Genomic DNA, 25,015 nt, shown 5'->3' with positions numbered 1-25,015 from the left:
CTACAAAAGCGAACGACTTCGACTACACAAAAAAGCCTTTAAATCAACAATGACATGGGATAACATGCTCAAGGTAGGTGGTTCTATTTACCACCTACCAAGTTTCCCAGATTTTATAGTACAAGAGTACTATAAAATTTCAAACTAAACTGAGCTGAGCTGTTTTTCTTCCACGACTTGGGGATTAGCTTGTGAACTATCCGCTTCAGAAGGCGGAACTAATTGCCAGAACTTAGGCAAGAACTCTTGCCAATTCTCTAATATTATCCTCGCCTTTTGTGAATCTGTACGTTCAACATGAGCTTTAATTAAATCTTGCAGTTGCTTTTCACCAGCAGGAGTCATAATCCGCTGGAGTTTCACAATTTCCCGGTTGACTAACTCAGGGAACAAACCATCTTCATCTAAGAAGTAGGCTAATCCGCCTGTCATCCCAGCTGCAACATTGCGTCCCACTTTTCCCAGAACAACAATCACGCCACCAGTCATGTACTCACAGCAGTGATCTCCTGCCCCCTCAATGACTGCTGTTCCCTTGGAATTGCGTACAGCAAAACGTTCTCCGGCTAAACCTTGAGCAAACAAAACACCTCCAGTCGCACCGTAAAGGCAAGTATTGCCAATAATCACGTTTTGTGCAGGGTCATAACTCGCATTTGCTGGGGGTTTGATGATGATTTCACCACCGTTCATTCCCTTACCAACGTAGTCGTTTGCTTCCCCTTCCAAAGTAAGAATCATACCGGGAAGATTGAAAGCACCAAAACTTTGCCCAACACTCCCTTTGAAGTTTAGGTGAATTTGTCCCTCAAAGCCATTGTCGCCATACTGGGAAGCAATGAACCCTGCTAACCGTGTGCCAATAGTTCTGTCGGTATTTACTACTGTAACTGTTTTGGTGACAAAAGATTGGTTACGGATAGCAGCTTGAATCTCTGAGTCAGCCAGTAATTGGTCATCCAAAACCACGCCGTTGCTGTGGACTTGCTCATGCACTAACCAACTGCGATTTTCTCTTGTATCTGGTAGCCCAAGCAAGCAATCTAGATTCAGCGCAGCTGTCTTATTTATATGTACGTCTTCTCGAACTTTCAACAAGTCAGCACGTCCAGTCACTTCTGATAAAGAACGATAGCCAAGTCTTGCTAAGAGGCTACGAACTTCTTCCGCAATAAAGTAGAAGAAGTTGACAACGTGTTCTGGTATTCCGGTAAACCGCTTGCGCAGTTCTTCTTTCTGAGAAGCGACTCCCACGGGACAGTTATTAGTGTGGCAAATTCGCGCCATGATACAACCTTCAGCAATCATGGCGATCGAACCAAAACCAAATTCTTCTGCGCCCATCAATGCGCCCATCAGCACGTCCCAGCCACTCTTGAAGCCACCATCTACGCGTAAAATCACCCTGTCACGCAAGCTATTTTCCAATAACACACGATGCACTTCAGTTAAACCGAGTTCCCACGGAGAGCCGGCGTGTTTAATAGAACTGAGTGGTGAGGCTCCCGTACCACCATCGTGACCAGAAATTTGAATGATATCAGCGTTTGCTTTCGCCACACCAGCAGCGATGGTACCAATACCAATTTCTGCGACCAACTTCACCGATACTTGAGCTTTTGGGTTAATTTGATGCAGGTCGAAAATGAGCTGAGCCAAGTCTTCGATCGAATAGATGTCGTGGTGCGGCGGTGGTGAAATCAGTGTCACTCCAGGCTTAGAGCGCCGCAACATCGCAATGTAGGGGCTGACTTTTGGTCCTGGGAGCTGTCCACCTTCTCCTGGTTTTGCACCTTGAGCGATTTTGATTTCAATTTGTTTGGCGCTCATCAGGTACTCTGGTGTCACACCAAAGCGTCCTGACGCGACTTGTTTAATTGCACTGCTAGCGGTGTCGCCATTGCGCAATCCTTTTAAGTGTGGTAGGGTTTGCGAATGACCAGACTCGTTGACGTCATCGAGGACTTTGTAACGTACGGGATCTTCGCCACCTTCTCCAGAGTTGGATTTACCACCAAGACGATTCATGGCGATCGCCAAAGTTTCATGAGCTTCTCTTGACAATGCTCCCAATGACATCCCACCAGTACAGAAGCGCTTGACAATCTCACTGACAGACTCGACTTCTTCTATGGAAATGGGTGAGCGATCGCCTTGGAAATCCAGCAAGTCACGCAACGCTGTCAGCGGTCTATTTGCGAGATACTTCTTATAAACTTCGTAGTGATCGTATTTCTTTCCATCAACGGCTTTGTGCAACGCTTTCGCCAGTTCTGGGCTGTTCATGTGGTACTCGCCGTTAGGACGGTAATTGACAAACCCTAGATTTTCTAGCTTCTTAGTCGTTAATTCTGGGAAAGCTTTGCTGTGGAAAGCCAGCACTTCTTGAGCGAGTTCGCTAATACTCAAGCCACCAATGCGGGAAGTTGTTCCATAGAATCCCAACTCTAATAAATCCTGTCCAATCCCAATTGCTTCAAAGATTTGTGCGGCTTGATAGCTAGAGAGCAAGGAAATCCCCATTTTCGAGAGAATCTTGAGCAAACCACTTTCTACTGCTTTGCGATAGTTGGCGATCGCCTGCTCCAAACTGATGACTGTGATTTTACCCCGTTCCATGAACTGTTGGGTTTTCGGGTCAAACCACCAATCCCGCACAGTCTCCAAAGCCATATACGGGCAAACAGCAGCTGCACCGTAGCCTATTAGACAGGCAAAGTGATGTGTACTCCAGCACTGCGCTGTCTCAACAACGAGGGATGTTTTCATCCGCAGTCCTTCGCGGATTAGGTGATGGTGTACTGCTCCCACTGCAAGTAGAGGGGGAATATAGGTGTATTCAGTATCAATCCCATTACTTATCCTGTCACTAAGGATGAGTATTTTAGCTCCCGCGCGTACTGATTCAGCAGCTTGTACTTGCAAAGATTGAACTGCTGCTTTTAATCCTTCTGGACGTGTGGCAATTTCAAATAGGGTGGATAATTCTGCTGTTGCAAATCCCGATAACTTAATAGCCTCCAATTCTGTCTCATTCAACACTGGTGAATCCAGCTTGATTCTGCGCGCATATTCTGGCTGTGGTTGGAGTAAGTTACCGCGTTCACCCAGTTCTACCTTCAAAGACATAACCAAGCTTTCTCTCAAGGGATCAATCGCTGGGTTCGTCACTTGAGCAAAACGCTGTTTGAAATAGTCATAAAGCAGGTGAGATTTTTCAGACAATACTGCTAAGGGAATATCGTCCCCCATGCAGAAAGTTGGCTCTTTACCTTCCATCGCCATTGGTTGAATCACCATTTCCACATCTTCTGTGGTGTAACCGAAGGCGACTTGGTGTTGCAGCAAGCCTTGTCTTTCAATTTTGTGAGTTGTGGAATGTCCGTTCCCATTGACACCATGACCATTAACTGCTGACGATTCACTCAATAATGTTTTGAGTTCTTGGCGGTACTGGCGCACCCATTCACCGTATGGTTTACTTCGGGCAATGCGCTGCTTAATCTCCCAATTCTTCAGCACCTCTTGAGTTTCTAAATCCACAGCAATCATTTGCCCAGGACCAAGTCTACCTTTTTCGAGGATATTAGCTTCATCTATATTCACGACTCCTGCTTCAGAAGCCACGACTATATAGTCATCCTTGGTAATACAGTAACGAGCTGGTCTTAAGCCATTACGGTCTAGTGTTGCACCAACTTTGCGCCCATCACTAAACACCAACAATGCTGGTCCATCCCATGCTTCTTGAAGACCACTGTAGTATTCATAGAAATCAACTATCTCTGGGTAATTACGCAACTCCGGCTGATTCTGATAAGCCTCTGGAACCATAATCATCAAGGCTTCCAATGGGCTACGTTCAGAACGCACCAGCAACTCGAACACGTTATCTAAAGTAGCTGAGTCGCTGTTGTCAATGTAGACAAATGGCTTGAGTTCGTTGATGCGAACGCCCCACACTGGATGATACAAACTGGCTTCTCGTGCCATCATCCAGTTGATATTACCTAGTAAAGTATTGATTTCTCCGTTATGTCCCAAAAGCCGCATAGGTTGAGCGAGGGGCCATTTGGGCATGGTATTGGTACTAAAGCGGCGGTGATAGACTGCAAAAGCGCTTGTGTAAGCTGGATTTTTTAAATCGTCATAGAAGTCTCCCAAGACAGCCGAACGCACCATGCCTTTATAGACAATTGTGCGGCTAGATAGGGAGCAAATATAAAAGTCTTCTGACCAATTGCAGTCGATTGTATTGCGAATCGCTTGACCAATTCGGCGGCGGGTGATGTACAGTTGACGTTCTAGTTCATCGCCGCTTTTATCTAGAGAAGCTAAAAAGATTTGTTCAATTTGAGGTTGATTTTCTCTTGCTTGTACCCCTAGAAATGTTGATTGCACTGGTACAACTCGCCAGCCCAGTACAGTAAAGTTTTCCGACTCCGCGACTTGCGAGACCACTGCACGTGCTTCTTGTGCTGCTTGTGGCTGTTGGGGTAAAAATATCATCCCCACAGCAGTCTTTTGTGTGGAGGGAAGTTGTATTCCACGTGCTGTAAAATCTTGTTGGAATAACGCCCAAGGTATGGCGGTCAATATTCCTGCGCCGTCACCAGAGTCTTGATCTGCACTACAACCGCCTCGGTGTTCCAAGCAAGTCAAAGCAGCCAAAGCTTTTTCTATTATTTCATGATTATCATAGTTTTGGCGATGGGCAATAAAACCCACACCACAGGCATCTCGTTCCTCTACAAGCCATCTTTGTCCTTGATAATTACACCTTGAGGAAGCATTTAACGATGTCATTTTCTGTCCCTGATTCATTCGTTTTTGATTCATAGACCACCCCTGAGTTCTTGGTTACAATTTTTACAACTTCTTGTTAAGAAATTTTGCTAAATCAGAAATGAAGAGATATGAACAAATACAGAATCACTTGAAAATTAGGGAAAAAAAATTTTAACTGCGGGTTCTATTTCGCTGTCCCCGTGTTAAAATCTTCTCGTTATTTTTGTGTTTCTGCTCAATTAAGGAGACGACTTTTGCCCCAGCAGTTTTTTGTCTATAAAATTCGATTCCTCAAATTCTCAGATTCTCGACGAGGGCTGATTTCCAGGTCTTGCCTTGTATGGCTTACCTGAAAAAAACTCAAACATATGTCTTCACTACTTTTAAATTTACAATTATCACGATTTGGTAACAAAATTAGCGTATTACACTATCAGATCATTTGACAATTCCTATTCCATATACACTTAAGTTTTCTAAAGTTTGTTGACTGGTTGTTGTTTATTGTGTTGCTGGTAGCATGACTTGCATAGCAATTCTGAGGGAGGATGGAAAATTCCATAACTTTTATTTTGACAACTAAAGCTGTTGTCAGATATATAAGAGCACTCATGTCACTTAGCGCTCGTCCTGATGAATAGTTGTACTGAAAGAAATTTGTTTGATTGTTTTCAAGAGATAAAAAGCCCATATATACAATATCACATCCCGTTAAGCAGCAAAACTCATGTCAGTATTTCTTGATTTTGACAACTGGTGTACTTAGCTTTTCTATGAAAAGTAAGTGTAGACAACGAAGTTTGAGTATACAAATTTTTATTTATACTCAAAAGTGACATCTTGGATGAGTTATTCAGTGCTTTCAGGAATTGCTTTGAGCGAGTAAATTGCTAATTTATGGAAAAAATACCAACTTTATGCCAACAAGACAAGAGCGCTATTGTGAATAAAAGCAATGGCAGGCATGTCATGATTTTCGTGTTACAAGTATTGGTGACACTACTGTATTTAACAGCTACCTGTGTGAATGCAAAAGCGCAGTACTTATTAGAAACTAACAACGGGACACAGGGACAAACAGACGATGCGCTTGGTAAAGATACAGGAACACACAAACATGGGAACATAGAGACTTCTCCTGGTTTCTTCGTTTCCCAACAACGGTTGGCTCAAAAAAAGGAACCTCAACAGGGGGCTGCTTCCTCTGTAAGTCCTCTTGAGCAACCATTACCTCCACCTCCTGTTTTACCAGGGGTAATTTCTTATGGTAACCAAATTTCTCTCAATGGTCGCATTTTATCTGGAGCTTGGTTACAGCAACGTGGAAAAACAGGCTCGATGAGTATTCATCTTAGCGACGGAGCAGTTAGACAATTTTTCGGGGTAGATTTCTTAGATAGCAGCAATCCAGACAGACAGCCAACACAATGGTTTTCACCTCAGACTAAACCATTTATTTTAACAAGTTTACTGACAACAGGACATCGATATCTAGATATTACGAATTTTGCAAAAGCAGCCAAATGGCAGACACAAGTTACCAATAACACTTTAGTCATTACGACACCAAGCGCAAAAGTCACAAATATATCTCAGGATAAGCAACCTGTGGGCGATGGCTTCGCCGACTCTATGCCCGAAGCACTTCGTACTTCCCGTGAACAAAGTTCAGGGAGCCAATCTTCGATTGGCTGGGCAAAGAAGGGCGATCGCGTTATTGTAGATTTGGATCATCCAACTCCTTGGCAACTGACACAAGGGCTATTAGTCAAGAAACCTCAACTTCAAGAAGTTGAGGGAAATTCCCCTACACAACTTCTTTCATCGTCCTCACCTTCTTCCTCGCCACCCAATAGAGAGTGGATAATTAGCCTTGATGGAATAGCCAATCCAGTATTGGTACAACGCTATACTCCCCTATCCTCCTCATCCTCGTCATCCTCATCACTCATACAGCAGGTGGAGGTAGTAAACAACAAAACAATAATACGTCTAAATATTCCTTCTGATTTAGCTCCTCGGATCACCACTGTCGCTAATCCCAATCGTTTGATCATTGAAATTCGACCAGATGCAATGGTGGAAAGAAATATAACATGGGTATCAGGATTGAACTGGCGACAGCGGTTTGTCAACTTAGGTAAAGAACGCTTTCCGATAGTGTGGTTAGAAATTAATCCTCGTACCTCAGGGGTAAAAGTCAAACCGATCTCGATCATGACTAACAGCTTAGTAGGTACAGCTCCTTTAATTCAAACTGCACAACAATACTCAGCAGTTGCAGCAATTAACGGTGGTTATTTTAACCGGAATAATCAATTACCTTTGGGTGCGATTCGTCGGGATGGTGTATGGTTATCAAGTCCGATTCTTAACCGAGGGGCGATCGCCTGGAACGATTCTGGGCAATTTTACATTAATCGTCTCAACTGGTTAGAAATTCTAACAGGCAACAACAATTTACAATTGCCGATTTTGACTCTCAATAGTGGTTACGTTCAGAGCGGTATTGCTCGTTACACCAGAGTATGGGGAGCAAACTACACTCCCCTAACTGACAATGAAATCATTCTCGTTGTGCAGAAAAACCAAGTTATCAATCAGCTAACAGGAGGTAAAGCTGGTGAAATAGCCATTTCCATACCACAAGATGGCTATTTACTAACATTACGAGGTAACGTTGTGAGCAATGCTGCTGTGTTACCCGTTGGTTCTTCTATGAAAATTACTAGTTCTGTGGCTCCTGATATTTTTAGCCGTTACCCCTACATTGTAGGAGCAGGGCCACTGTTATTGCAAAATCGTCAAATAGTGCTTGATGCAAAGAGCGAAAAATTTAGCAACGCCTTTATTGCCCAAAAAGCTATTCGTAGTGGTATTTGTACAACAACAACAGGAAATCTGATTATTGCGGCTGTACACAATCGTGCTGGCGGTGCAGGACCTACTTTAGCAGAACATGCTCAACTCATGCAGCTTTTAGGTTGTGTAGACGCTCTTAATTTGGATGGTGGTAGTTCTACCAGTCTTTACTTAGGAGGACAACTTCTTGACCGTTCCCCGAATACAGCTGCTCGCGTTCATAACGGTATTGGTATATTTTTACCACAGCGCGGGGTCCAGAGTCAAAAGTGAAATAGCGCAGTTGGACTGGAATCACCGTCACTTCAAAGAACGTCAAAAGTTAAAAATAAAAAGGCAAAAGAAAGAATTTAAATCTCTTTATCTGCTAACCTTTGCAACGCCAACAATGCAGCACCATAAGCAGGTTCATATCGAGGAAAAATCACTGTTGCTGAAGGAAAGATAGTGAGAACAGATGCAGTGAATTGATCACGAATTCTCGATTTTCTTTGCCACACACTTCCAGTGGTGACGACTTCAAAACGTGCATTATGACTAAAAATTGCATCAATAACTGTAGCAGTAGCTTTGGTTAACTCTTTGGCAGCATCATCGATAATTTGCTGAGCGACTTCATCTCCGCAAGCTGCTACGTTATCAACAATAGGTGCCAAAGCAGCTATCTCTTTAACACCCCATCCTCGTCGATAGATAACTTCTATTAAATCTTCTATAGTCGCAAGTTCGAGATACTGTTTGAACGCTTCAACAAGACTTGTTGATATCTCTCGTCCATCATAAGCTTTTAATGCTGCTTGCATACCAGCAACAGCAATTTGATAAGCGCTACCTTCATCTCCTAAAAGATAGCCCCAACCGCCAACTCGTTTTGTCTGTCCATTATGATTTCGCCCAAAAACTATAGAACCAGTACCTGCTGCTACCACAATTCCTACAGGATAACCAACTCCCCCTACTAAAGCAATTAAAGCATCATGACAAATGATGATATTAGATGCAGGTAATTCCCAAGTTATCGGAAGCAAGCTGCTATTTTGTAATTCTTGTACTATACCTTTTACGACTTCAATATCTTTGGGACGACCTACACCTGCTAGCCCAATGCAAATGGCTTCAATCTTGATATTCGTCAATTTTTCTGCTTCAACTACAGCAGTATGAATTGCAGATTGAATTGACTGTACTGTTGCTTGTGTACCGATAGTTTGATAATTAGATGCTCCTGCTTCACCACGACCTAGTACTTTAGTTGTATCATCCATTAAAATACAAACTGTCTTGCTTCCGCCGCCATCAATTCCTAGAACATAGCTCATATAATTTTTAATTTTCCACCGCAGAGCAACGCAGATAATTTTCTATTTTATCAGCCATCTATACTTATCTAAAAGAGCAATATCTAGCTTAGCTTGTTGAGTGATTATTCTCTTCCTCTATAGGAATAAAACATAGAGTTATCATACCAGGAATTGTGAGTAAACAAACTAAGATAAAGAATAATGGATATCCAACTTTTTCCTGAATATAGCCGCTAATGAGTCCAGGCAACATCATGCCTAATGCCATAATGCCTGTAGATATGGCAAAATGAGAAGTTTTGTATTGACCTTTGGCAATATACATAAGATAAACGCTCAAAGCCGTAAAGCCAAAACCATAACCAAGTTGCTCCAAAGAAACCAAGGGATAGACTAATGTAAGTGATGGTTTAGCATAAGCCATGTAAACGTAAAAAATATCAGGCAAGTTTAATGCTAAAGCCATAGGCAAAAGACACTTCTTTAATCCATATTTAGAAATGACCAATCCTCCTAGAATTCCTCCTAAGCTTAGAGAAATGACCCCAAAAGTTCCGTAGACTAAACCAAGTTCTAATGTTGATAATCCCAAACCTCCTGCTTCTGGTTTGTCTAATAAAAATAACGAGGCGATTTTAACAAGCATTGCCTCACCAAATCTGTAGAGCAAGATAAATGCTAGGATTGCTCCAATTTTCTCCTGTCTAAAATATGAACCGATGATATTCCCAAAAGGTATCCTGTTTCTTACTGTTTGGGATTGGTGTTGAGAATTGAACTCAGGGTAAGGTAAAATAAGATAGTGGAAAATAAACAGGATTGCTAAAACTAAAGCTGAAAAACTGAGAGCAACAGTCCAACTTAAAGGAATATTTTTGAGGGAGAATTCAAGCTGACCAGCTAAAAAAACTAAAAATCCTGAACCGAAGATAACGGCAAATCGATAAAAAAGTGAACGAATACCAGAAAAAAATGCTTGTTGTGCTGGATTTAGAGTTAATAGATAGAAACCATCAGTCGCAATATCATAAGTTGCAGAAATAAATGCTCCTATGGTCAAAGCTGCAAAAGAGATAAAAAAGAAATTTGGAAACTGTAAAGAAAAAGCTAGCAAACCCAAACAAGAGAACATCGCGAATTGGCTGGCAAGAATCCATGTTCTTTTGGTTGAGTAAGTATCAACGACAGGTCCCCAGAACATTTTGATGACCCAAGGAAGATAAAGAAAACTCGTCCATAAAGCAATTTGAGTATTACCTATTCCGAGTTTTTTGTAGAAAATAACAGAAACTGTGTTGATGATGACGTAAGGTACGCCAGAGGTAAAGTATAGGGTAGGGATGAAAGTCCAAGGGGAACGGGACATTGTTGGATTTTTCATTGACTGAATTAACGAACCGCCAAGACGCCAAGAACGCCAAGAGAAGATTAAGAAGAGAGGATAATGCGTTTGATACCTTGTTTGAGAACAGGGACGTTGAAGTTGATTAGAATACCAAGGGAATGATTGGTCATTTTCAAATAAGAGATTACTTGGGATTCGTGGATGGGGGCTAGGTTCTCAACAGCTTTCAATTCAACAATCAAGACATCATCAACCAGAAAATCTAATTTACCTTCACCGACGGAATGCCCTTTATAATTTACACTTACTGGATGCTGAGACATATAAGGTATCCCACGCATCCGAAATTCCACCTCTAAAGCCTGGTGATAAACCGACTCTAAAAATCCTGGTCCCAACAACCGATGCACCTCAATCGCCGCCCCAATCACAGCATACGCTAATCTATCCACTTCCTCACTTGGCTCTCTTTTCTTGGCGTTCTTGGCGTCTTGGCGGTTCGTTTCCATAAAACACTCCTTAACCCTGTGGCAAAATTTATAAAAGTCCTTCCACAGTATCCTTTTCCCTGCATGACCGCATCAAACATTAACCTCCCCAGTCTTTACGAACCCTTCTCCACAGAAGCCAAGTGGCAAAAATTTTGGGAAGAAAACCAAGTTTATAAAGCTGATCCCAATAAAGGTGGCGAATCTTACTGTATCGTTATCCCGCCACCCAACGTTACTGGCAGCCTGCACATGGGACACGCCTTTGACAATTCGCTGATTGATACCCTTGTGCGCTATCACCGGATGAAGGGATTTAACGCCCTTTATCTCCCCGGAACTGATCACGCCAGCATTGCTGTGCAAACAATTCTGGAAAAGCAACTCAAAGCAGAGGGGAAAACTCGCTACGATTTGGGACGCGAGAAATTTCTGGAACGCGCTTGGGAATGGAAGGCAAAATCTGAGGGAACGATTGTTGGTCAATTGCGGCGCTTGGGTGTCTCGGTAGACTGGACGCGGGAACGGTTTACCTTGGATGAGGGCTTATCCAAAGCTGTTATGGAAGCTTTTGTCCGCTTTTTTGAAGAAAAGCTGATTTATCGTGGTCAGTATCTGGTAAATTGGTGTCCAGAGTCACAATCAGCTGTCTCCGATTTGGAGGTGGACTCGAAGGAGGTCGATGGTAATCTTTGGCATTTCCGCTATCCTCTCACGGATAAGTCTGGTTATGTGGAGGTGGCGACAACTCGACCGGAAACAATGCTGGGTGACACTGCGGTGGCGGTCAATCCTAATGATGAGCGTTACAAGCATCTTATTGGCAAGACGTTGACTTTGCCAATTATGAATCGGGAGATTCCAATTATTGCTGATGAGTTGGTTGACCCCACTTTTGGCACGGGTTGCGTGAAGGTGACTCCAGCACATGACCTCAATGACTTTGAAATGGGCAAGCGTCACAATCTGCCGTTTATCAATATTATGAATAAGGACGGCACTCTGAATGAAAATGCTGGTTCATTCCAAGGACAAGACCGTTTTGTTGCCAGAAAAAATGTGGTTTCTCGTTTGGAAGCTGACGGGTTTTTGGTGAAGGTGGAGAATTATAAGCATACGGTTCCTTACAGTGAACGTGGTAAAGTTCCTATTGAACCTCTTCTCTCGACTCAGTGGTTTCTCAAAATTCGTCCATTGGCAGATAATGCGCTAGAATTTCTCGACCAGAAAAATTCTCCGCAGTTTGTCCCGCAACGCTGGACAAAGGTGTATCGTGACTGGCTGGTGAAGCTGAAAGATTGGTGTATCTCTCGTCAACTATGGTGGGGACACCAAATCCCTGCTTGGTATGCGGTAAGTGAAACAGGCGGAGAAATTACTGACAATACGCCGTTTGTCGTGGCGAAGTCAGAAGCAGAAGCACAGGAGAAGTTAGCAGCACAGTTTGGGGAGAATGTCAAGATAGAACAAGACCCAGATGTGTTGGATACCTGGTTTTCTTCTGGGCTTTGGCCTTTCTCTACTTTGGGCTGGCCGGATAATACCCCAGATTTGGCTACTTATTATCCTACCAGTACTCTTGTGACAGGTTTTGACATCATCTTTTTCTGGGTTGCCAGAATGACGATGATGGGCGGGCATTTTACAGGGCAAATGCCGTTTAAATCAGTTTACATCCACGGTTTAATCTTGGATGAAAATAATAAAAAGATGTCAAAGTCGGCTGGTAATGGGGTTGATCCACTGCTACTTATTGACAAATACGGTACTGATGCACTGCGCTATACCCTGATTAAGGAAGTCGCTGGCGCAGGTCAAGATATCCGCATGGATTACAATCGTAAGACGGATGAGTCGTCATCGGTGGAAGCATCCCGCAATTTTGCTAACAAGTTGTGGAATGCGGCGCGGTTTGTGATGATGAATTTGGATGGGGAAACGCCGCAACAATTGGGTAAACCAATCGCGAGTGAATTAAGCGATCGCTGGATTCTCTCTCGCTACCACCAAGTTGTTAAACAAATCAATAATGATTTCGATAACTATGGATTAGGGGAAGCAGCAAAGAGACTCTATGACTTTTTTTGGGGCGACTTCTGCGATTGGTATATTGAACTTGTTAAATCTCGTCTGCAAAAAGATTCTGAATCTTCGTCTCGTCGCACTGCACAACAAACTCTCGCGTATGTGCTGGAAGGGATTTTGAAATTACTTCATCCTTTCATGCCTCATATTACTGAGGAGATTTGGCAAACTCTCACGCAACAAGGCGAGGATTCTAAGCAAAGTTTATCTTTACAATCTTACCCTGAGGTTGAGACAAACTTAATTGACCCCACTTTGGAGGAACAGTTTGAACTGCTGATTGGTATAATTCGCACAATCCGCAATTTGCGCGCAGAAGCGGATGTGAAACCAGCAATAAAAGTGACGGTGAATTTGCAAACTGAAAACGAGAATGAACGACAAATTCTCACTGCTGGACAGTCTTATATTAAAGATTTGGCAAAGGTTGAGAATTTAGTCTTTGCTGGTGAGCAAAATAAAGAAACGTTTGCTGATGTTGTTGGTACTGTGCAAGTGCTACTTCCCCTTGCTGGTGTTGTTGATATCAAGGTGCTGCAAGCCAAAATAGAAAAACGCCTGAAGAAGATAGAAGGGGAAATTCAAGCTTTGAGTCATAGGTTAAATAATGCTAATTTTGTGGAACAAGCACGACCAGACGTGGTAGAAGGAGCTAGGAATTCTTTAGCAGAGGCGGAAAAACAAGCAGAAATTTTGCGCGATCGCCTACGTAGGCTAGCATAGTTTTGAGGGATGATTTAGTTGTTGGTTGTTAGTAGTTAGTTTTGTAAAAATACTGTTAACTACTAACGACTAGCTACTAAAAAATTCACGTTATCTTTATCGATTAAATGTATTTCAACATACATTAGAACTTCTATGCTATATCTAGCTCAAGTCCATAAGAACGAATTTTTAAATCAGTTCCAGTTGCGATTATTAGCACGTGAAGAAACTGAAACTATGTGGACGCTCATTCCAGAAGAAGCTTTCATTCTTTTAGGAAAAGGCAAACCTTTCACTGAAAACTTACTCCTTTTGGTGGAGCTTTCACCGACAGGCGATATAGAAAGATTAGAAGATGCCACAAATTGGGTACTAAATTTGGTAAAAGCTTATTTGACCACTGGTATTACTCCAGAATTCTTGCGACAGGAAGCTGAACGAGCAGAACAGTGGCGACAAAACTTAACATTGCAAAACCAAGACTTAGCACGTCGTTCATTAGAATTGGAAGCGCGTAGAGAACAAATTCAAGCCCTAGAAGAAAGTCTGAAACGAGATAAGAACGGCGTTCACAAACAAGAAAATGCTAGCTCTTAGATTTTGGATGACAGCTTCACCATTCTAACCACTTGTTAATTGTGTCCAGTAACGTTCATAAATTTCTTCAATTTGCCCTAAAGGAGCAATCCGTTCACACATTCTTAAAATTGACTCTGGAGGAAACAAGCTGAAATTATTCTGCACTTTTTTTGGTAATTGCTCAAATCCAGCGCGGTTGGGTGTAGAAAGACTCAGGCGTTGAGTCGTTTCGGCTGCAACTTCTGGTTGTAGCATCAAATTAATCCAAGCATAAGCCCCCTCAATATTTGGGGCTGTTTTAGGAATAACTATAGTATCTGTCCATAATGAGGAACCACTTTTAGGAATCACATATTTTAATTTAGGGTTCTCTTGAGAGATTTTCACAGCATCTGAGGAGTAACACATTGCTAAGAGTAAATCTCCTGCCAAAATTTGATTGCGCCAAGCATCTGTTGTAAAGGCTGCAAGTGACGGTTTTAGAATCTTCAACTTTTCATATGCTTGTTTGATTTCGTTTTCGTCTTTTGAGTTGTAAGAGTAACCTAGCATCCGCAACGCTGCACCCATGACTTCTCGAACATCATTCATCAACGTCATCCGTTTTGACAGTTGTTCTTGATTTTGCCAAAGATAGTCCCAATCTTCTGGTGGATTTTTGAGCTTTTCGGAATTATAAAGAAAACCTGTTGTTCCCCAATTAAAAGGTAAACTATGGCGGTTGTTGGGATCGTAAGTAGGATTTTGAAACTGGGTAAATAAATTATCTAAACCACTTAGGAGTTCATGCTTTAATTCTGTTAATAACCCCAAGTTCACCATTTTCCGCACCATGTAGTCGCTTGGGTAAATGACACTATAAGCGCCTCCACCCCCAGCTTGCAGCTTACTTAACATAGTTTCATTAGAGTCAAACACATCTGCCAGTAGCTTGATTCCTGTTTGCGCATTAAAAGTTTTGAATAATTCTTTATCTGTATATTGCTCCCAAGTATAAATGAAAAGTTGGTCACTATGACCTTTCGTCACAGAAGCTCGCACATTACCGAGTCTCCAGCCACAACTAGCTAAAGATAAACTAGAAACTGCTGCTGCTATTTTTTTTAAGAATTGTCGTCTGTTAGTCATTTGTTTAAAACTTAAGAGTCAATTTTGTCAGTATCACACCTGGTAAGTACTTGTACTTCAGGCTTTTACCAGTGCTGCTTATCTTTCCATCACTTGCGATAAGCTTTGCGTCAAGCCTCTGGCTTATCGCCTTCAGTCGTCGCAAAACCACTTTAATTCCAGCCAATACTGTTAATCTTTATTATTTATTAAAAAAGTTTGACATCTACTCAAAATGGCAGTAATAACGATTCGCAAATTTATGATTAAGCGTGTGGAATTGCCTAGAATTCTTGCTCTGGGCGAGATGAAATGTATCCGCAAAATCCAAGCCAGTCTCATGCTAGTGGAGCACTTGAGCAATTTAACTTGTATTTGTCAAGCGAAGATTCGTCAAACCAAAAAACTTTTTCAGCACATCTTTAACTTTCATGTAAAGTCCAGTTTTGAAATCTAGAGCCTTAACTTTAAAGCTGAGAATAAGTTGCTATGTGACTTAATGAAGACTTGGTGTAGACACAGTTGTTTCAGGGATTATTGATCACACTGTGCGAACTGAGTTTGTTATCTTTGGCAGAGGTGGCGTGGATTGCTCATCTCCACCGTCGCAAAGTCACGCCTTAGCTTTTCAATGATTTAAGAGTACTGATGGTCTGTTGTGTCATAACACGAGGTAAATATGGCTCAATTTCAAGAAGCAATACAAACTACTAACACATTGCCCAACACATTGCCCCTTCCGCCCGCTGTCACCCCAAGAGGTGTGGCTGCAACTGAACTTCGTCCTTGGGGTTCATTTACTGTTTTAGAAGAAGGGCGTGGATACAAAATTAAGCGCATTGAAGTTAAGCCTGGACACCGCCTCAGCCTGCAAATGCATCACCACCGCAGCGAACATTGGATTGTCGTCTGTGGTACAGCAAAGGTTGTATGCGGTGAACAAGAGATTTTCCTCAGCAATAATCAGTCAACCTATGTACCTCAGTGTACAGCTCACCGATTAGAAAATCCTGGCGTTATTCCTTTGGTGTTAATTGAAGTTCAAAATGGGGAATATTTAGGAGAAGATGATATTATCCGTTTTCAGGACGACTACGCCCGCGTTGAAGATAAAAATCAATGATACCCCCATTACATAGGAATAGGATAGTTGTCCACACCTTGAATATCAACAACTATGCAGCTCTTTTGTGAAATAAGCAGGAAGCAAAAGTAAGGCAAAATATGCTATTTTTGAAAAACTCGGTTTCTTCAAGAAGCCGAGTTTTTTATAAATTTCTTAGCTCATGTACAAGTTTCAGTGACAACACCATTGATAGGTTTTGAAATTGCTTTGCGACTTCTATGATTCAATTAAGTCAATCTGCCGCTAATGAAATCAGGCGCTTAAAGTCAAAGCAACAGCAAAATGTCTTGTTTCGTTTGGCTGTTAAACCTGGAGGTTGCTCTGGGTGGTATTACGATATGTCTTTTGATCGAGCGGAGCACGTTAATGATGTAGAACTCCCACCCCAAATGGATGATGCGTCCTCTAGGAGTAGCTCAGACGGCGATGATGATTTACACCCGTTCCAAAAGAACGAACGTGTTTTTGAGTGTTATGGTATTCAAATAACTATAGATGCCGAAAGCTTAAAATACGTCAATAATTTGACCCTAGACTATTCAGAGGATTTAATGGGCGGTGGCTTTCGCTTCTACAACCCCATCGCAAATGCAACTTGTGGATGTGGTAACTCTTTTTCTACAACTTCTGAACTCATGCCCAAACAAGTTTGACACAAAAGCATAAAAAAAGATATAATTAGGATTTGTAAAAACTTAGACTAAAGGCAGCTTCTCGCGCTGTAACTCATGCCAACCATACAGCAGCTCATACGTAACGAACGCGAAAAAGCGCGTCAGAAAACCAAGTCCCCAGCTCTTAAGCAATGCCCTCAACGTCGGGGTGTTTGTACAAGAGTATACACGACAACACCGAAAAAGCCAAATTCAGCTCTACGTAAAGTCGCAAGGGTCAGATTAACCTCTGGATTTGAAGTCACAGCTTACATTCCAGGAATTGGTCATAACTTGCAAGAACACTCTGTTGTAATGATTCGCGGCGGTCGCGTTAAGGACTTACCAGGCGTGAGATACCACATCATCCGTGGGACTTTAGATACAGCCGGAGTCAAAGACCGCAAGCAAGGTCGTTCCAAATATGGAACCAAGCGTCCTAAAAAATAGAATAGTTATGAGTTATGAGTGCTCTAGACGCCAACGGACACTTTGCCCAAATTGGGCAACCATTTCTGTGCAAGTGCCTTCCGTAGAGCGGCTTCTCCTTCACCGTAGCCGTTTCTACTCGGTCAGGCGCTGACAAAGTACGCGTAGCGTGCTGTAAGCATAGACTCAGGAGTTGGTGTGGCTGATTAAAAGAAGCACTATGTCTACCCAGCACTTTATGACTCATAACAAAAAACCTTTTTGACACAAATTTAAGTTAGATGAGTTCCTTAAGCGGGAAGCTTTGTTCTTAAAGATGAGTTTGTGTTTGCGCAAAACTTGGCTTAGAGTCGAGATAAAAGCACGATAAGATTTTTTTGGTAACACCCATCGGTCGGTCTGGCAAACGAGGCGTGAAACTGGTACAGAGAGTCTCACAAGACTATGAACTGTATCTGCCGATGTAAAGCTAAAAGTACGCGCGACTTCGTACCATCTGCCTAGAGGTACTTGGTAGATGTTACATGAACATGCCTGCTGACTCGATCTAGCGGGGACGAGTGAAAACCTAGTTTTCCTTGTCTAGTTAAAAGGGAATGAAGCAGGAATTTCCGGGAAGCAACTCTTGGAAGCCTCAATGAAATCTTCGGCGACAACTGTCACCTCAGGTGAGGAAAGATGTCAAGGAAGTTGAATTAGTAGAGTCAATCACAGTAGATAATTTTGTCGCTTCCTCCCTGAGAGCAACGATTTTTGTAAGTCGGTGTCACTGCAGTTGCAGTGAAACAGCCTCAGAAAATTGGACTGCGGCATTTGCAGCTCACAAATGTTGGTGTTCAATAGCATATAGTCTCATTAGCGATTTAGAACTAAAGGTTTAAGTATGTCTCGTCGTGGTGTTATTCAAAAGCGTCCGGTTCCACCGGACTCTGTATACAACAGTCGCCTCATCAGCATGATTACTAGGCGGATCATGCATCATGGCAAAAAATCTCTAGCCGCACGCATTGTTTATGATGCGATGAAAACAATTGAGGAACGAACTGGTAGTGATCCGTTGGAAACCTTTGAAAGAGCTGTACGTAACGCGACGCCTTTGGTAGAAGTCAAAGCTCGTCGTGTTGGTGGAGCAACATATCAAGTTCCAATGGAAGTGCGTTCTGAACGAGGTACAACCTTAGCACTGCGTTGGTTAGTACAGTTTTCCAGACAACGTCCAGGTCGCACAATGGCAAGTAAACTGGCAAATGAATTAATGGATGCTGCCAACGAAAGCGGAAACGCAATTCGCAAACGTGAAGAAACACACCGGATGGCAGAAGCAAACAAAGCCTTTGCTCACTATCGCTACTAATATAAAGACGCGCCATAGCGCGTCTTGGCAAGGCTTATCATCGTGACTGTAGCGCAATGTAATGTATATTTACTTAGGAAAAGACGGTTTTCCGTAAGAGTATAATATCTTAACAAAGTGTAATATACAAGATATCATGAGGCGAAAACTATAGGAGGCAGCTGTGGCACGTACAAACCCGCTAGAGAGAGTACGCAATATAGGTATTGCGGCGCATATAGATGCGGGCAAAACAACGACAACAGAGAGAATATTATTTTACTCTGGGATAATTCATAAGATTGGTGAGGTTCATGAAGGAACCGCTGTAACTGACTGGATGGAACAAGAGAGGGAGCGAGGAATTACCATCACCGCTGCTGCTATTAGTACCAGTTGGAAAAATCATCAAATTAACATTATTGATACTCCAGGACACGTGGACTTCACAATTGAAGTGGAACGTTCCATGCGGGTACTGGATGGTGTGATTACAGTTTTATGTTCTGTAGGTGGCGTGCAGCCGCAAACAGAAACTGTATGGCGTCAGGCAGATCGCTATAAAGTGCCTCGCATCGTTTTTGTCAATAAAATGGATCGCACTGGCGCGAACTTCTACAAGGTTTACGAGCAAGTGCGCGATCGCCTGCGGACAAATGCTATTCCCATTCAGTTGCCTATTGGCAGTGAAAGCGAGTTCCAAGGTATTGTTGACCTGGTGCGGATGCGTGCATACATCTACAACAACGATCAGGGAACTGATATCAAGGAAACAGATGTCCCCGAAGATATGGCGGCTCAGGTTGAAGAATTCCGCTCCAAACTGATTGAAGCAGTGGCGGAAACTGATGATGACCTGATGAACAAGTACTTCGAGGGCGAGGAGCTGAGCGAAGACGAAATCCGTACCGCTTTGCGTAAAGGCACAGTTACAGGTACCATCGTACCAATGCTTTGTGGCTCAGCATTCAAAAACAAAGGTGTACAACTGTTATTGGATGCGGTTGTAGATTACCTGCCAGCACCAATCGATGTACCACCAATTCAAGGTACACTGCCAAATGGTGAAACTGTTGAGCGCCGCGCCGACGACAACGAACCTCTGTCGGCTCTTGCTTTTAAGATTATGGCTGACCCTTATGGTCGCCTGACCTTCGTTCGCGTCTATTCTGGTGTTCTGAAAAAGGGCAGTTATGTTTTCAACGCCACTAAAAACAAGAAAGAACGGATTTCTCGTTTGGTGATTTTGAAAGCAGATGAACGGATTGACGTAGATGAAATGCGAGCAGGCGATTTAGGAGCCGCGTTGGGATTGAAAGACACCTTGACAGGTGACACACTTTCTGACGAAGGCGCACCAGTCATTCTGGAATCCCTGTTCATTCCTGAGCCTGTCATCTCAGTGGCGGTTGAACCCAAAACTAAGAATGACATGGATAAATTGTCCAAGGCTCTGCAATCTCTCTCGGAAGAAGACCCCACCTTCCGCGTCAATGTCGATCCGGAAACCAATCAAACAGTGATTGCAGGGATGGGAGAGCTACACCTGGAAATTCTGGTAGACAGGATGCTACGCGAATTCAAAGTGGAAGCAAACGTCGGTGCGCCACAGGTTGCTTACCGTGAAACCATTCGCAAGCCCGTTACCAGAGTTGAAGGTAAATTCATCCGTCAAAGCGGAGGTAAAGGTCAGTACGGTCACGTTGTGATTGACTTGGAGCCAGGACAGGCGGGAACCGGCTTTGAATTCGTCTCTAAAATTGTTGGTGGTGTCGTACCTAAAGAGTACATCGGACCAGCAGAACAAGGAATGAAAGAAAGCTGTGAATCAGGCGTTTTAGCTGGATATCCGCTGATTGATGTCAAAGCAACGCTGGTTGATGGGTCATACCACGATGTAGACTCTTCAGAAATGGCTTTCAAAATCGCTGGCTCAATGGCGATGAAGGAAGCAGTGATGAAAGCTGCACCCGTCCTGTTAGAGCCTATGATGAAAGTTGAGGTAGAAGTTCCCGAAAACTTCCTTGGGGATGTGATGGGCGACCTCAATTCCCGTCGTGGGCAAATTGAGGGAATGGGTTCTGAGCAGGGTCTTGCCAAAGTCACTGCGAAAGTTCCACTAGCAGAAATGTTTGGCTACGCCACTGATATCCGGTCGAAAACCCAAGGTCGGGGCATCTTCTCAATGGAGTTTAGCAACTATGAAGAAGTACCTCGCAACGTGGCTGAGGCAATCATAGCTAAAAGCAAAGGGAACGCTTAGTTAGTAAAGGAAATTAGCATTCATGGCACGCGCAAAGTTTGAACGGAATAAACCCCACGTTAACATTGGTACTATTGGACACGTTGACCACGGTAAAACCACGTTAACAGCAGCCATCACCATGACCTTGGCAGCTATGGGTCAAGCTGTGGCTAAAGGCTACGATCAGATCGATAACGCACCAGAAGAAAAGGCACGGGGTATTACCATCAATACCGCTCACGTTGAGTATGAAACCGAAAATCGACACTATGCTCACGTGGACTGCCCCGGACACGCTGACTATGTGAAAAACATGATCACAGGTGCGGCTCAGATGGATGGAGCGATCCTCGTGGTTGCTGCTACCGACGGTCCTATGCCCCAAACCCGTGAACACATCCTGCTAGCAAAACAGGTCGGTGTTCCGAGTCTTGTGATCTTCTTGAACAAAGAAGACTTAATGGATGATCCAGAACTGTTGGAACTGGTAGAATTGGAACTTCGAGAATTGCTATCTGACTACGATTTTCCTGGAGATGACATTCCAATTATCAAAGGCTCTGGTCTACAGGCGCTGGAAAAAATGACTGCTAATCCCAAGACACAACGGGGTGAAGATGAGTGGGTAGATAAAATCTACGAACTGATGGATGCTGTAGATGCTTATATCCCCACACCAGAACGCGATGTAGATAAACCCTTCTTGATGGCAGTGGAAGACGTATTCTCCATCACAGGTCGTGGTACCGTAGCTACCGGACGTATTGAGCGGGGTAAAGTCAAAATCGGCGATAACGTAGAGTTAGTAGGCATTAGAAATACTCGTAGCACCACCGTAACCGGTATCGAGATGTTCAAGAAGAGTCTTGAAGAAGGTATGGCTGGTGATAACGCCGGAATACTGCTGCGCGGTATACAAAAAGCTGATATAGAACGGGGCATGGTTATTGCTAAGCCTGGTTCAATCACCCCGCATACACAATTTGAAGGTGAAGTATACGTCTTAACAGAAAAAGAAGGCGGTCGCAAGACTCCATTTTTCGCTGGCTATCGTCCTCAGTTCTATGTGCGGACAACCGACGTGACCGGCACAATCAAAGCTTTCACAGCTGACGATGGCAGTGCTGCTGAAATGGTGATGCCTGGTGACCGTATTAAGGTGACTGTGGAACTCATCAACCCAATCGCGATTGAGCAAGGAATGCGCTTTGCAATTCGTGAAGGTGGTCGTACAATCGGTGCTGGTGTCGTTTCTAAAATTCTTAAGTAGTACCTTTGCACCTTAGCTAAAAAAGGAGCAGAGATGGTATAATGTCCACTCTGCTCTTTTCGCGTCCAAAAACGCCTAACGCGCAGTGATTGGAGACTAGCGAATGGGCATCGGAAAACTTGTTTCCCAGTCGCTCGTCTCTAGTCCCTAATGCCTAAATTACAACGTTTCATCAGAACCTGGAAAATTTAAGATGGCAACTCTACAGCAGCAAAAGATTAGAATTCGTTTACAGGCTTTTGACCGCCGCTTGCTGGATACGTCTTGCGAGAAGATTGTAGACACAGCAAACCGCACCAATGCAACAGCCATAGGACCGATTCCTTTACCCACAAAACGTCGAATCTACTGTGTTTTGCGATCGCCTCACGTAGATAAAGATTCACGGGAACATTTTGAAACCCGTACTCATCGTCGGATTATCGACATCTACCAACCTTCCTCTAAAACTATTGATGCCTTGATGAAACTGGATTTACCATCCGGTGTGGATATAGAAGTTAAGCTGTAATTCGTTATTTGTTAGTCGTTCTAGCTCACCAACAGCTGACGAAAATATTTTGTGTAAATTAAAACAAAGCCTTGAAGAAATATATTTCTTCAAGGCTTTTTATTAGGGAGATCCAAAAAATAAAATGCCCAGGTGTTTCATACATATCTTGGTAAAACCAACGTGTCTTGAGCAGTTCGCTGATTCTCAAAGAACTCCGATAGTTGGACATTTTATGACTTGTAAGTGCCTTAGCATTGAAGTCAAGATGATAGAATGTAGAATAAAGTGCGGGAAAAAGCAGATAATAAGAGCTTTTTAAGATTAAAATTATACCAAGGTAACAATGACATCCTCTTCTAAAATTGCAGTTTGCGAACTACCTCTGTTCCCGTTACCAGAAGTAGTTCTGTTTCCAACAAGACCTTTACCCCTGCACATTTTTGAGCTTCGCTACCGAATCATGATGAACACGATTTTAGAGAGCGATCGCAGGTTCGGGGTTTTGATGATAGATCCGAGCAAAGGCACAATTGCTAACGTTGGCTGCTGTGCAGAAATTGTTCATTATCAGAGACTACCAGATGACCGAATGAAGATGCTGACATTGGGTCAACAAAGATTTCGCCTTTTAAAGTATATCCGTGAAAAGCCGTATCGAGTTGGTTTAGTTGAGTGGATTGAAGACAACCCTCCAACCAAAAATTTGCAACCTTTGGCTACTGAAGTAGAACAATTGCTCAGAGATGTTGTGCGTCTGTCAGCTAAGCTAACCGAGCAAAGTATCGAATTGCCAGAAGATTTGCCAGATTTACCAATAGAGCTATCTTACTGGGTAGCGAGTAACCTCTACGGTGTCGCTACAGAGCAGCAAACATTGCTAGAAATGCAGGATACTGCTGCTCGTCTAGAACGGGAAGCAGAAATTCTGACTTCTACTCGTAACCACTTAGCAGCTCGTACCGTTCTCAAGGACACCTTTAATCAGAAGTTGTGAGTCAACAGTCTTGTTTCCCATAAACGAAGGAACAATGCTTGCGGCTTAGATGTACCCTAAGCGTAGGGTTCTGGCAAAAGAGTACCGACGGGAACTTACCAAGTACCCGTTGAGTGCAATTGTTTGGTCAAAAAAGACACTTGAGTTAGGGACGAAAGTGTTTCATTGATTACGGATGGCGAACACGCATATTGGCGTTTCTTACTCCAAGAGCGATCGCCGCCCGTGAGTTGCTTTCAAGAGTCAAAAAAACTCTGGTTTATGGACTTGTGACTAGAAATTTTGGATTGATGACTGAAAAACGCTGATTGGAAAAACACTGTAACTGCCAAGAATTTTTAAAATCTCTGTACAAGGAGATATTTCTGCTAAAGCAGATTGCATTTGTGGTTCGGATGCATCTGCTTCCATATCTATGAAAAATAAGTATTCTCCCAGAGAACGCTTTGTTGGGCGAGACTCAATTTTACTAAGATTAATACCTAGACGAGCCAATACCTGTAGAGGTTTTGCTAACGCTCCTGGTATGTTAGCAGGAACGCTAAAAGCAATAGATGTATAACGAGTAGATTCTAAAGTACTGGGATGAGAGACTGGCAAATGACCTTGACTGACTACCCAAAAGCGAGTCGAGTTTTCGGGATAGTCGTTAATCCCGCTAGCTATTATGGGTAGGTTGTACAATTGTGCAGCTCGTTGGGATGAGATAGCTGCAGCAGTTAAGTCTTGCTCCAATTGCAGGAGTGCTTCAGTCGTAGAATTTGTTGGAATCAGTTGTACATTTGGGAGAAACCTCTCTAACCAGACTTGACATTGTGCTAAGCCTTGTGGGTGAGAAAAAACTGTTTTGATATTTTCCAAGCTTTGAGCACAGGAAATTAATGTATGAGAAATCGGCATAACCAAAGCCAATTGAACTTGCAAACTATCTAGTTGCCATAACGTATCCAGTGTCATGGTCACACTGCCTTCAATAGAATTTTCCACTGGTACAACAGCCACTTGTGCTTCTTTTTGAGCGACAGCTCGTAGTGTCTGAGCATTGCTGGGATAAGGGCATAATATACCCTCAACTCCCGTACTTTTCGTCAGCCAGTTGAGATAAAGAAGAGCTGCTTGTTCTGTGTAAGTACCAGGAGGTCCTAAATGTGCAATTGATAAAGTCATGAAGTTTAGTTTTGTGTGGACAGTTCAATTTGTATTGAGTTTTTT

The 25,015-nt window shown here is 43.0% G+C and carries 17 protein-coding genes; 11 read left to right on the top strand and 6 right to left on the bottom strand.

Going from position 1 to position 25,015, the window contains the following annotated elements; all coding sequences use genetic code 11:
* Positions 1–144 precede the first annotated feature (144 nt).
* Positions 145–4,839 (bottom strand): glutamate synthase large subunit, encoded by a 4,695-nt coding sequence (gene gltB / locus DP117_RS02260; RefSeq protein ID WP_169216712.1) that lies wholly within the window; start codon positions 4,837–4,839, stop codon positions 145–147.
* Positions 4,840–5,685: 846 nt separating this feature from the next.
* Between gltB and DP117_RS02255 the strand changes: the two genes are divergently transcribed.
* The gene (locus tag DP117_RS02255; RefSeq protein WP_169216711.1) at positions 5,686–7,923 is read left to right on the top strand and encodes a phosphodiester glycosidase family protein; all 2,238 of its coding nucleotides are present in this window, start codon (positions 5,686–5,688) and stop codon (positions 7,921–7,923) included.
* 77 nt (positions 7,924–8,000) lie between these two features.
* Here the strand turns inward: DP117_RS02255 and DP117_RS02250 are convergent, their stop codons facing one another.
* The 3 genes from DP117_RS02250 to DP117_RS02240 all read right to left on the bottom strand — a co-directional run bounded on the left by DP117_RS02250 (position 8,001) and on the right by DP117_RS02240 (position 10,805).
* Positions 8,001–8,969 carry a BadF/BadG/BcrA/BcrD ATPase family protein gene (locus DP117_RS02250; protein WP_169216710.1) on the bottom strand — a complete coding sequence of 323 codons (969 nt, stop codon included), beginning with the start codon at positions 8,967–8,969 and terminating at the stop codon, positions 8,001–8,003.
* An 88-nt stretch (positions 8,970–9,057) separates the two neighbouring features.
* Entirely contained in the window at positions 9,058–10,332 is a 1,275-nt protein-coding gene (locus tag DP117_RS02245) for an MFS transporter (RefSeq protein ID WP_169216709.1), read from the bottom strand.
* Between the two features lie 47 nt (positions 10,333–10,379).
* Entirely contained in the window at positions 10,380–10,805 is a 426-nt protein-coding gene (locus tag DP117_RS02240; RefSeq protein WP_169216708.1) for a GxxExxY protein, read from the bottom strand.
* A gap of 63 nt (positions 10,806–10,868) precedes the next feature.
* On the opposite strand from DP117_RS02240, the gene DP117_RS02235 reads away from it, so the two are divergent.
* A complete protein-coding gene (locus tag DP117_RS02235; RefSeq protein ID WP_169216707.1) occupies positions 10,869–13,592 on the top strand; it encodes a valine--tRNA ligase in 2,724 nt (907 codons plus the stop codon).
* Positions 13,593–13,727: 135 nt separating this feature from the next.
* Entirely contained in the window at positions 13,728–14,171 is a 444-nt protein-coding gene (locus DP117_RS02230; RefSeq protein WP_169216706.1) for a hypothetical protein, read from the top strand.
* Between the two features lie 24 nt (positions 14,172–14,195).
* Here DP117_RS02230 and DP117_RS02225 read toward each other — a convergent pair whose 3' ends face one another.
* On the bottom strand, positions 14,196–15,281 hold the full coding sequence (locus tag DP117_RS02225) for a spermidine/putrescine ABC transporter substrate-binding protein (RefSeq protein ID WP_169216705.1): 1,086 nt from the start codon (positions 15,279–15,281) through the stop codon (positions 14,196–14,198).
* Positions 15,282–15,939: 658 nt separating this feature from the next.
* On the opposite strand from DP117_RS02225, the gene DP117_RS02220 reads away from it, so the two are divergent.
* The 8 genes from DP117_RS02220 to DP117_RS02185 all read left to right on the top strand — a co-directional run bounded on the left by DP117_RS02220 (position 15,940) and on the right by DP117_RS02185 (position 23,803).
* Positions 15,940–16,383 (top strand): phosphomannose isomerase type II C-terminal cupin domain, encoded by a 444-nt coding sequence (locus DP117_RS02220; RefSeq protein WP_169216704.1) that lies wholly within the window; start codon positions 15,940–15,942, stop codon positions 16,381–16,383.
* Between the two features lie 221 nt (positions 16,384–16,604).
* Complete coding sequence (locus DP117_RS02215; protein ID WP_169216703.1) at positions 16,605–17,039, top strand: iron-sulfur cluster assembly accessory protein; 435 nt, start codon at positions 16,605–16,607, stop codon at positions 17,037–17,039.
* 75 nt (positions 17,040–17,114) lie between these two features.
* On the top strand, positions 17,115–17,489 hold the full coding sequence (gene rpsL / locus DP117_RS02210) for a 30S ribosomal protein S12 (RefSeq protein WP_016860906.1): 375 nt from the start codon (positions 17,115–17,117) through the stop codon (positions 17,487–17,489).
* A gap of 862 nt (positions 17,490–18,351) precedes the next feature.
* Positions 18,352–18,822, top strand: coding sequence for a 30S ribosomal protein S7 (gene rpsG / locus DP117_RS02205; protein ID WP_169216702.1), 471 nt, complete (start codon positions 18,352–18,354; stop codon positions 18,820–18,822).
* Between the two features lie 163 nt (positions 18,823–18,985).
* On the top strand, positions 18,986–21,064 hold the full coding sequence (gene fusA, locus DP117_RS02200; protein ID WP_169216701.1) for an elongation factor G: 2,079 nt from the start codon (positions 18,986–18,988) through the stop codon (positions 21,062–21,064).
* A 22-nt stretch (positions 21,065–21,086) separates the two neighbouring features.
* Positions 21,087–22,316, top strand: coding sequence for an elongation factor Tu (tuf, locus tag DP117_RS02195; RefSeq protein ID WP_169216700.1), 1,230 nt, complete (start codon positions 21,087–21,089; stop codon positions 22,314–22,316).
* Between the two features lie 193 nt (positions 22,317–22,509).
* Positions 22,510–22,827: a 30S ribosomal protein S10 gene (gene rpsJ / locus DP117_RS02190; protein ID WP_008232935.1), complete on the top strand. Its 318-nt coding sequence runs from the start codon at positions 22,510–22,512 to the stop codon at positions 22,825–22,827.
* A gap of 325 nt (positions 22,828–23,152) precedes the next feature.
* The gene (locus DP117_RS02185) at positions 23,153–23,803 is read left to right on the top strand and encodes an LON peptidase substrate-binding domain-containing protein (protein ID WP_169216699.1); all 651 of its coding nucleotides are present in this window, start codon (positions 23,153–23,155) and stop codon (positions 23,801–23,803) included.
* Between the two features lie 273 nt (positions 23,804–24,076).
* Here DP117_RS02185 and pheA read toward each other — a convergent pair whose 3' ends face one another.
* Entirely contained in the window at positions 24,077–24,970 is an 894-nt protein-coding gene (gene pheA, locus DP117_RS02180) for a prephenate dehydratase (RefSeq protein WP_169216698.1), read from the bottom strand.
* Positions 24,971–25,015: the final 45 nt, after the last annotated feature.

It is taken from the genome of Brasilonema sp. UFV-L1, from assembly GCF_012912105.1.
In the GTDB taxonomy this organism is placed as follows: Bacteria; Cyanobacteriota; Cyanobacteriia; order Cyanobacteriales; family Nostocaceae; genus Brasilonema.
The sequence above is the reverse complement of the archived record's forward strand: the minus strand, read 5'-3'. Positions and strand labels throughout refer to the sequence as shown.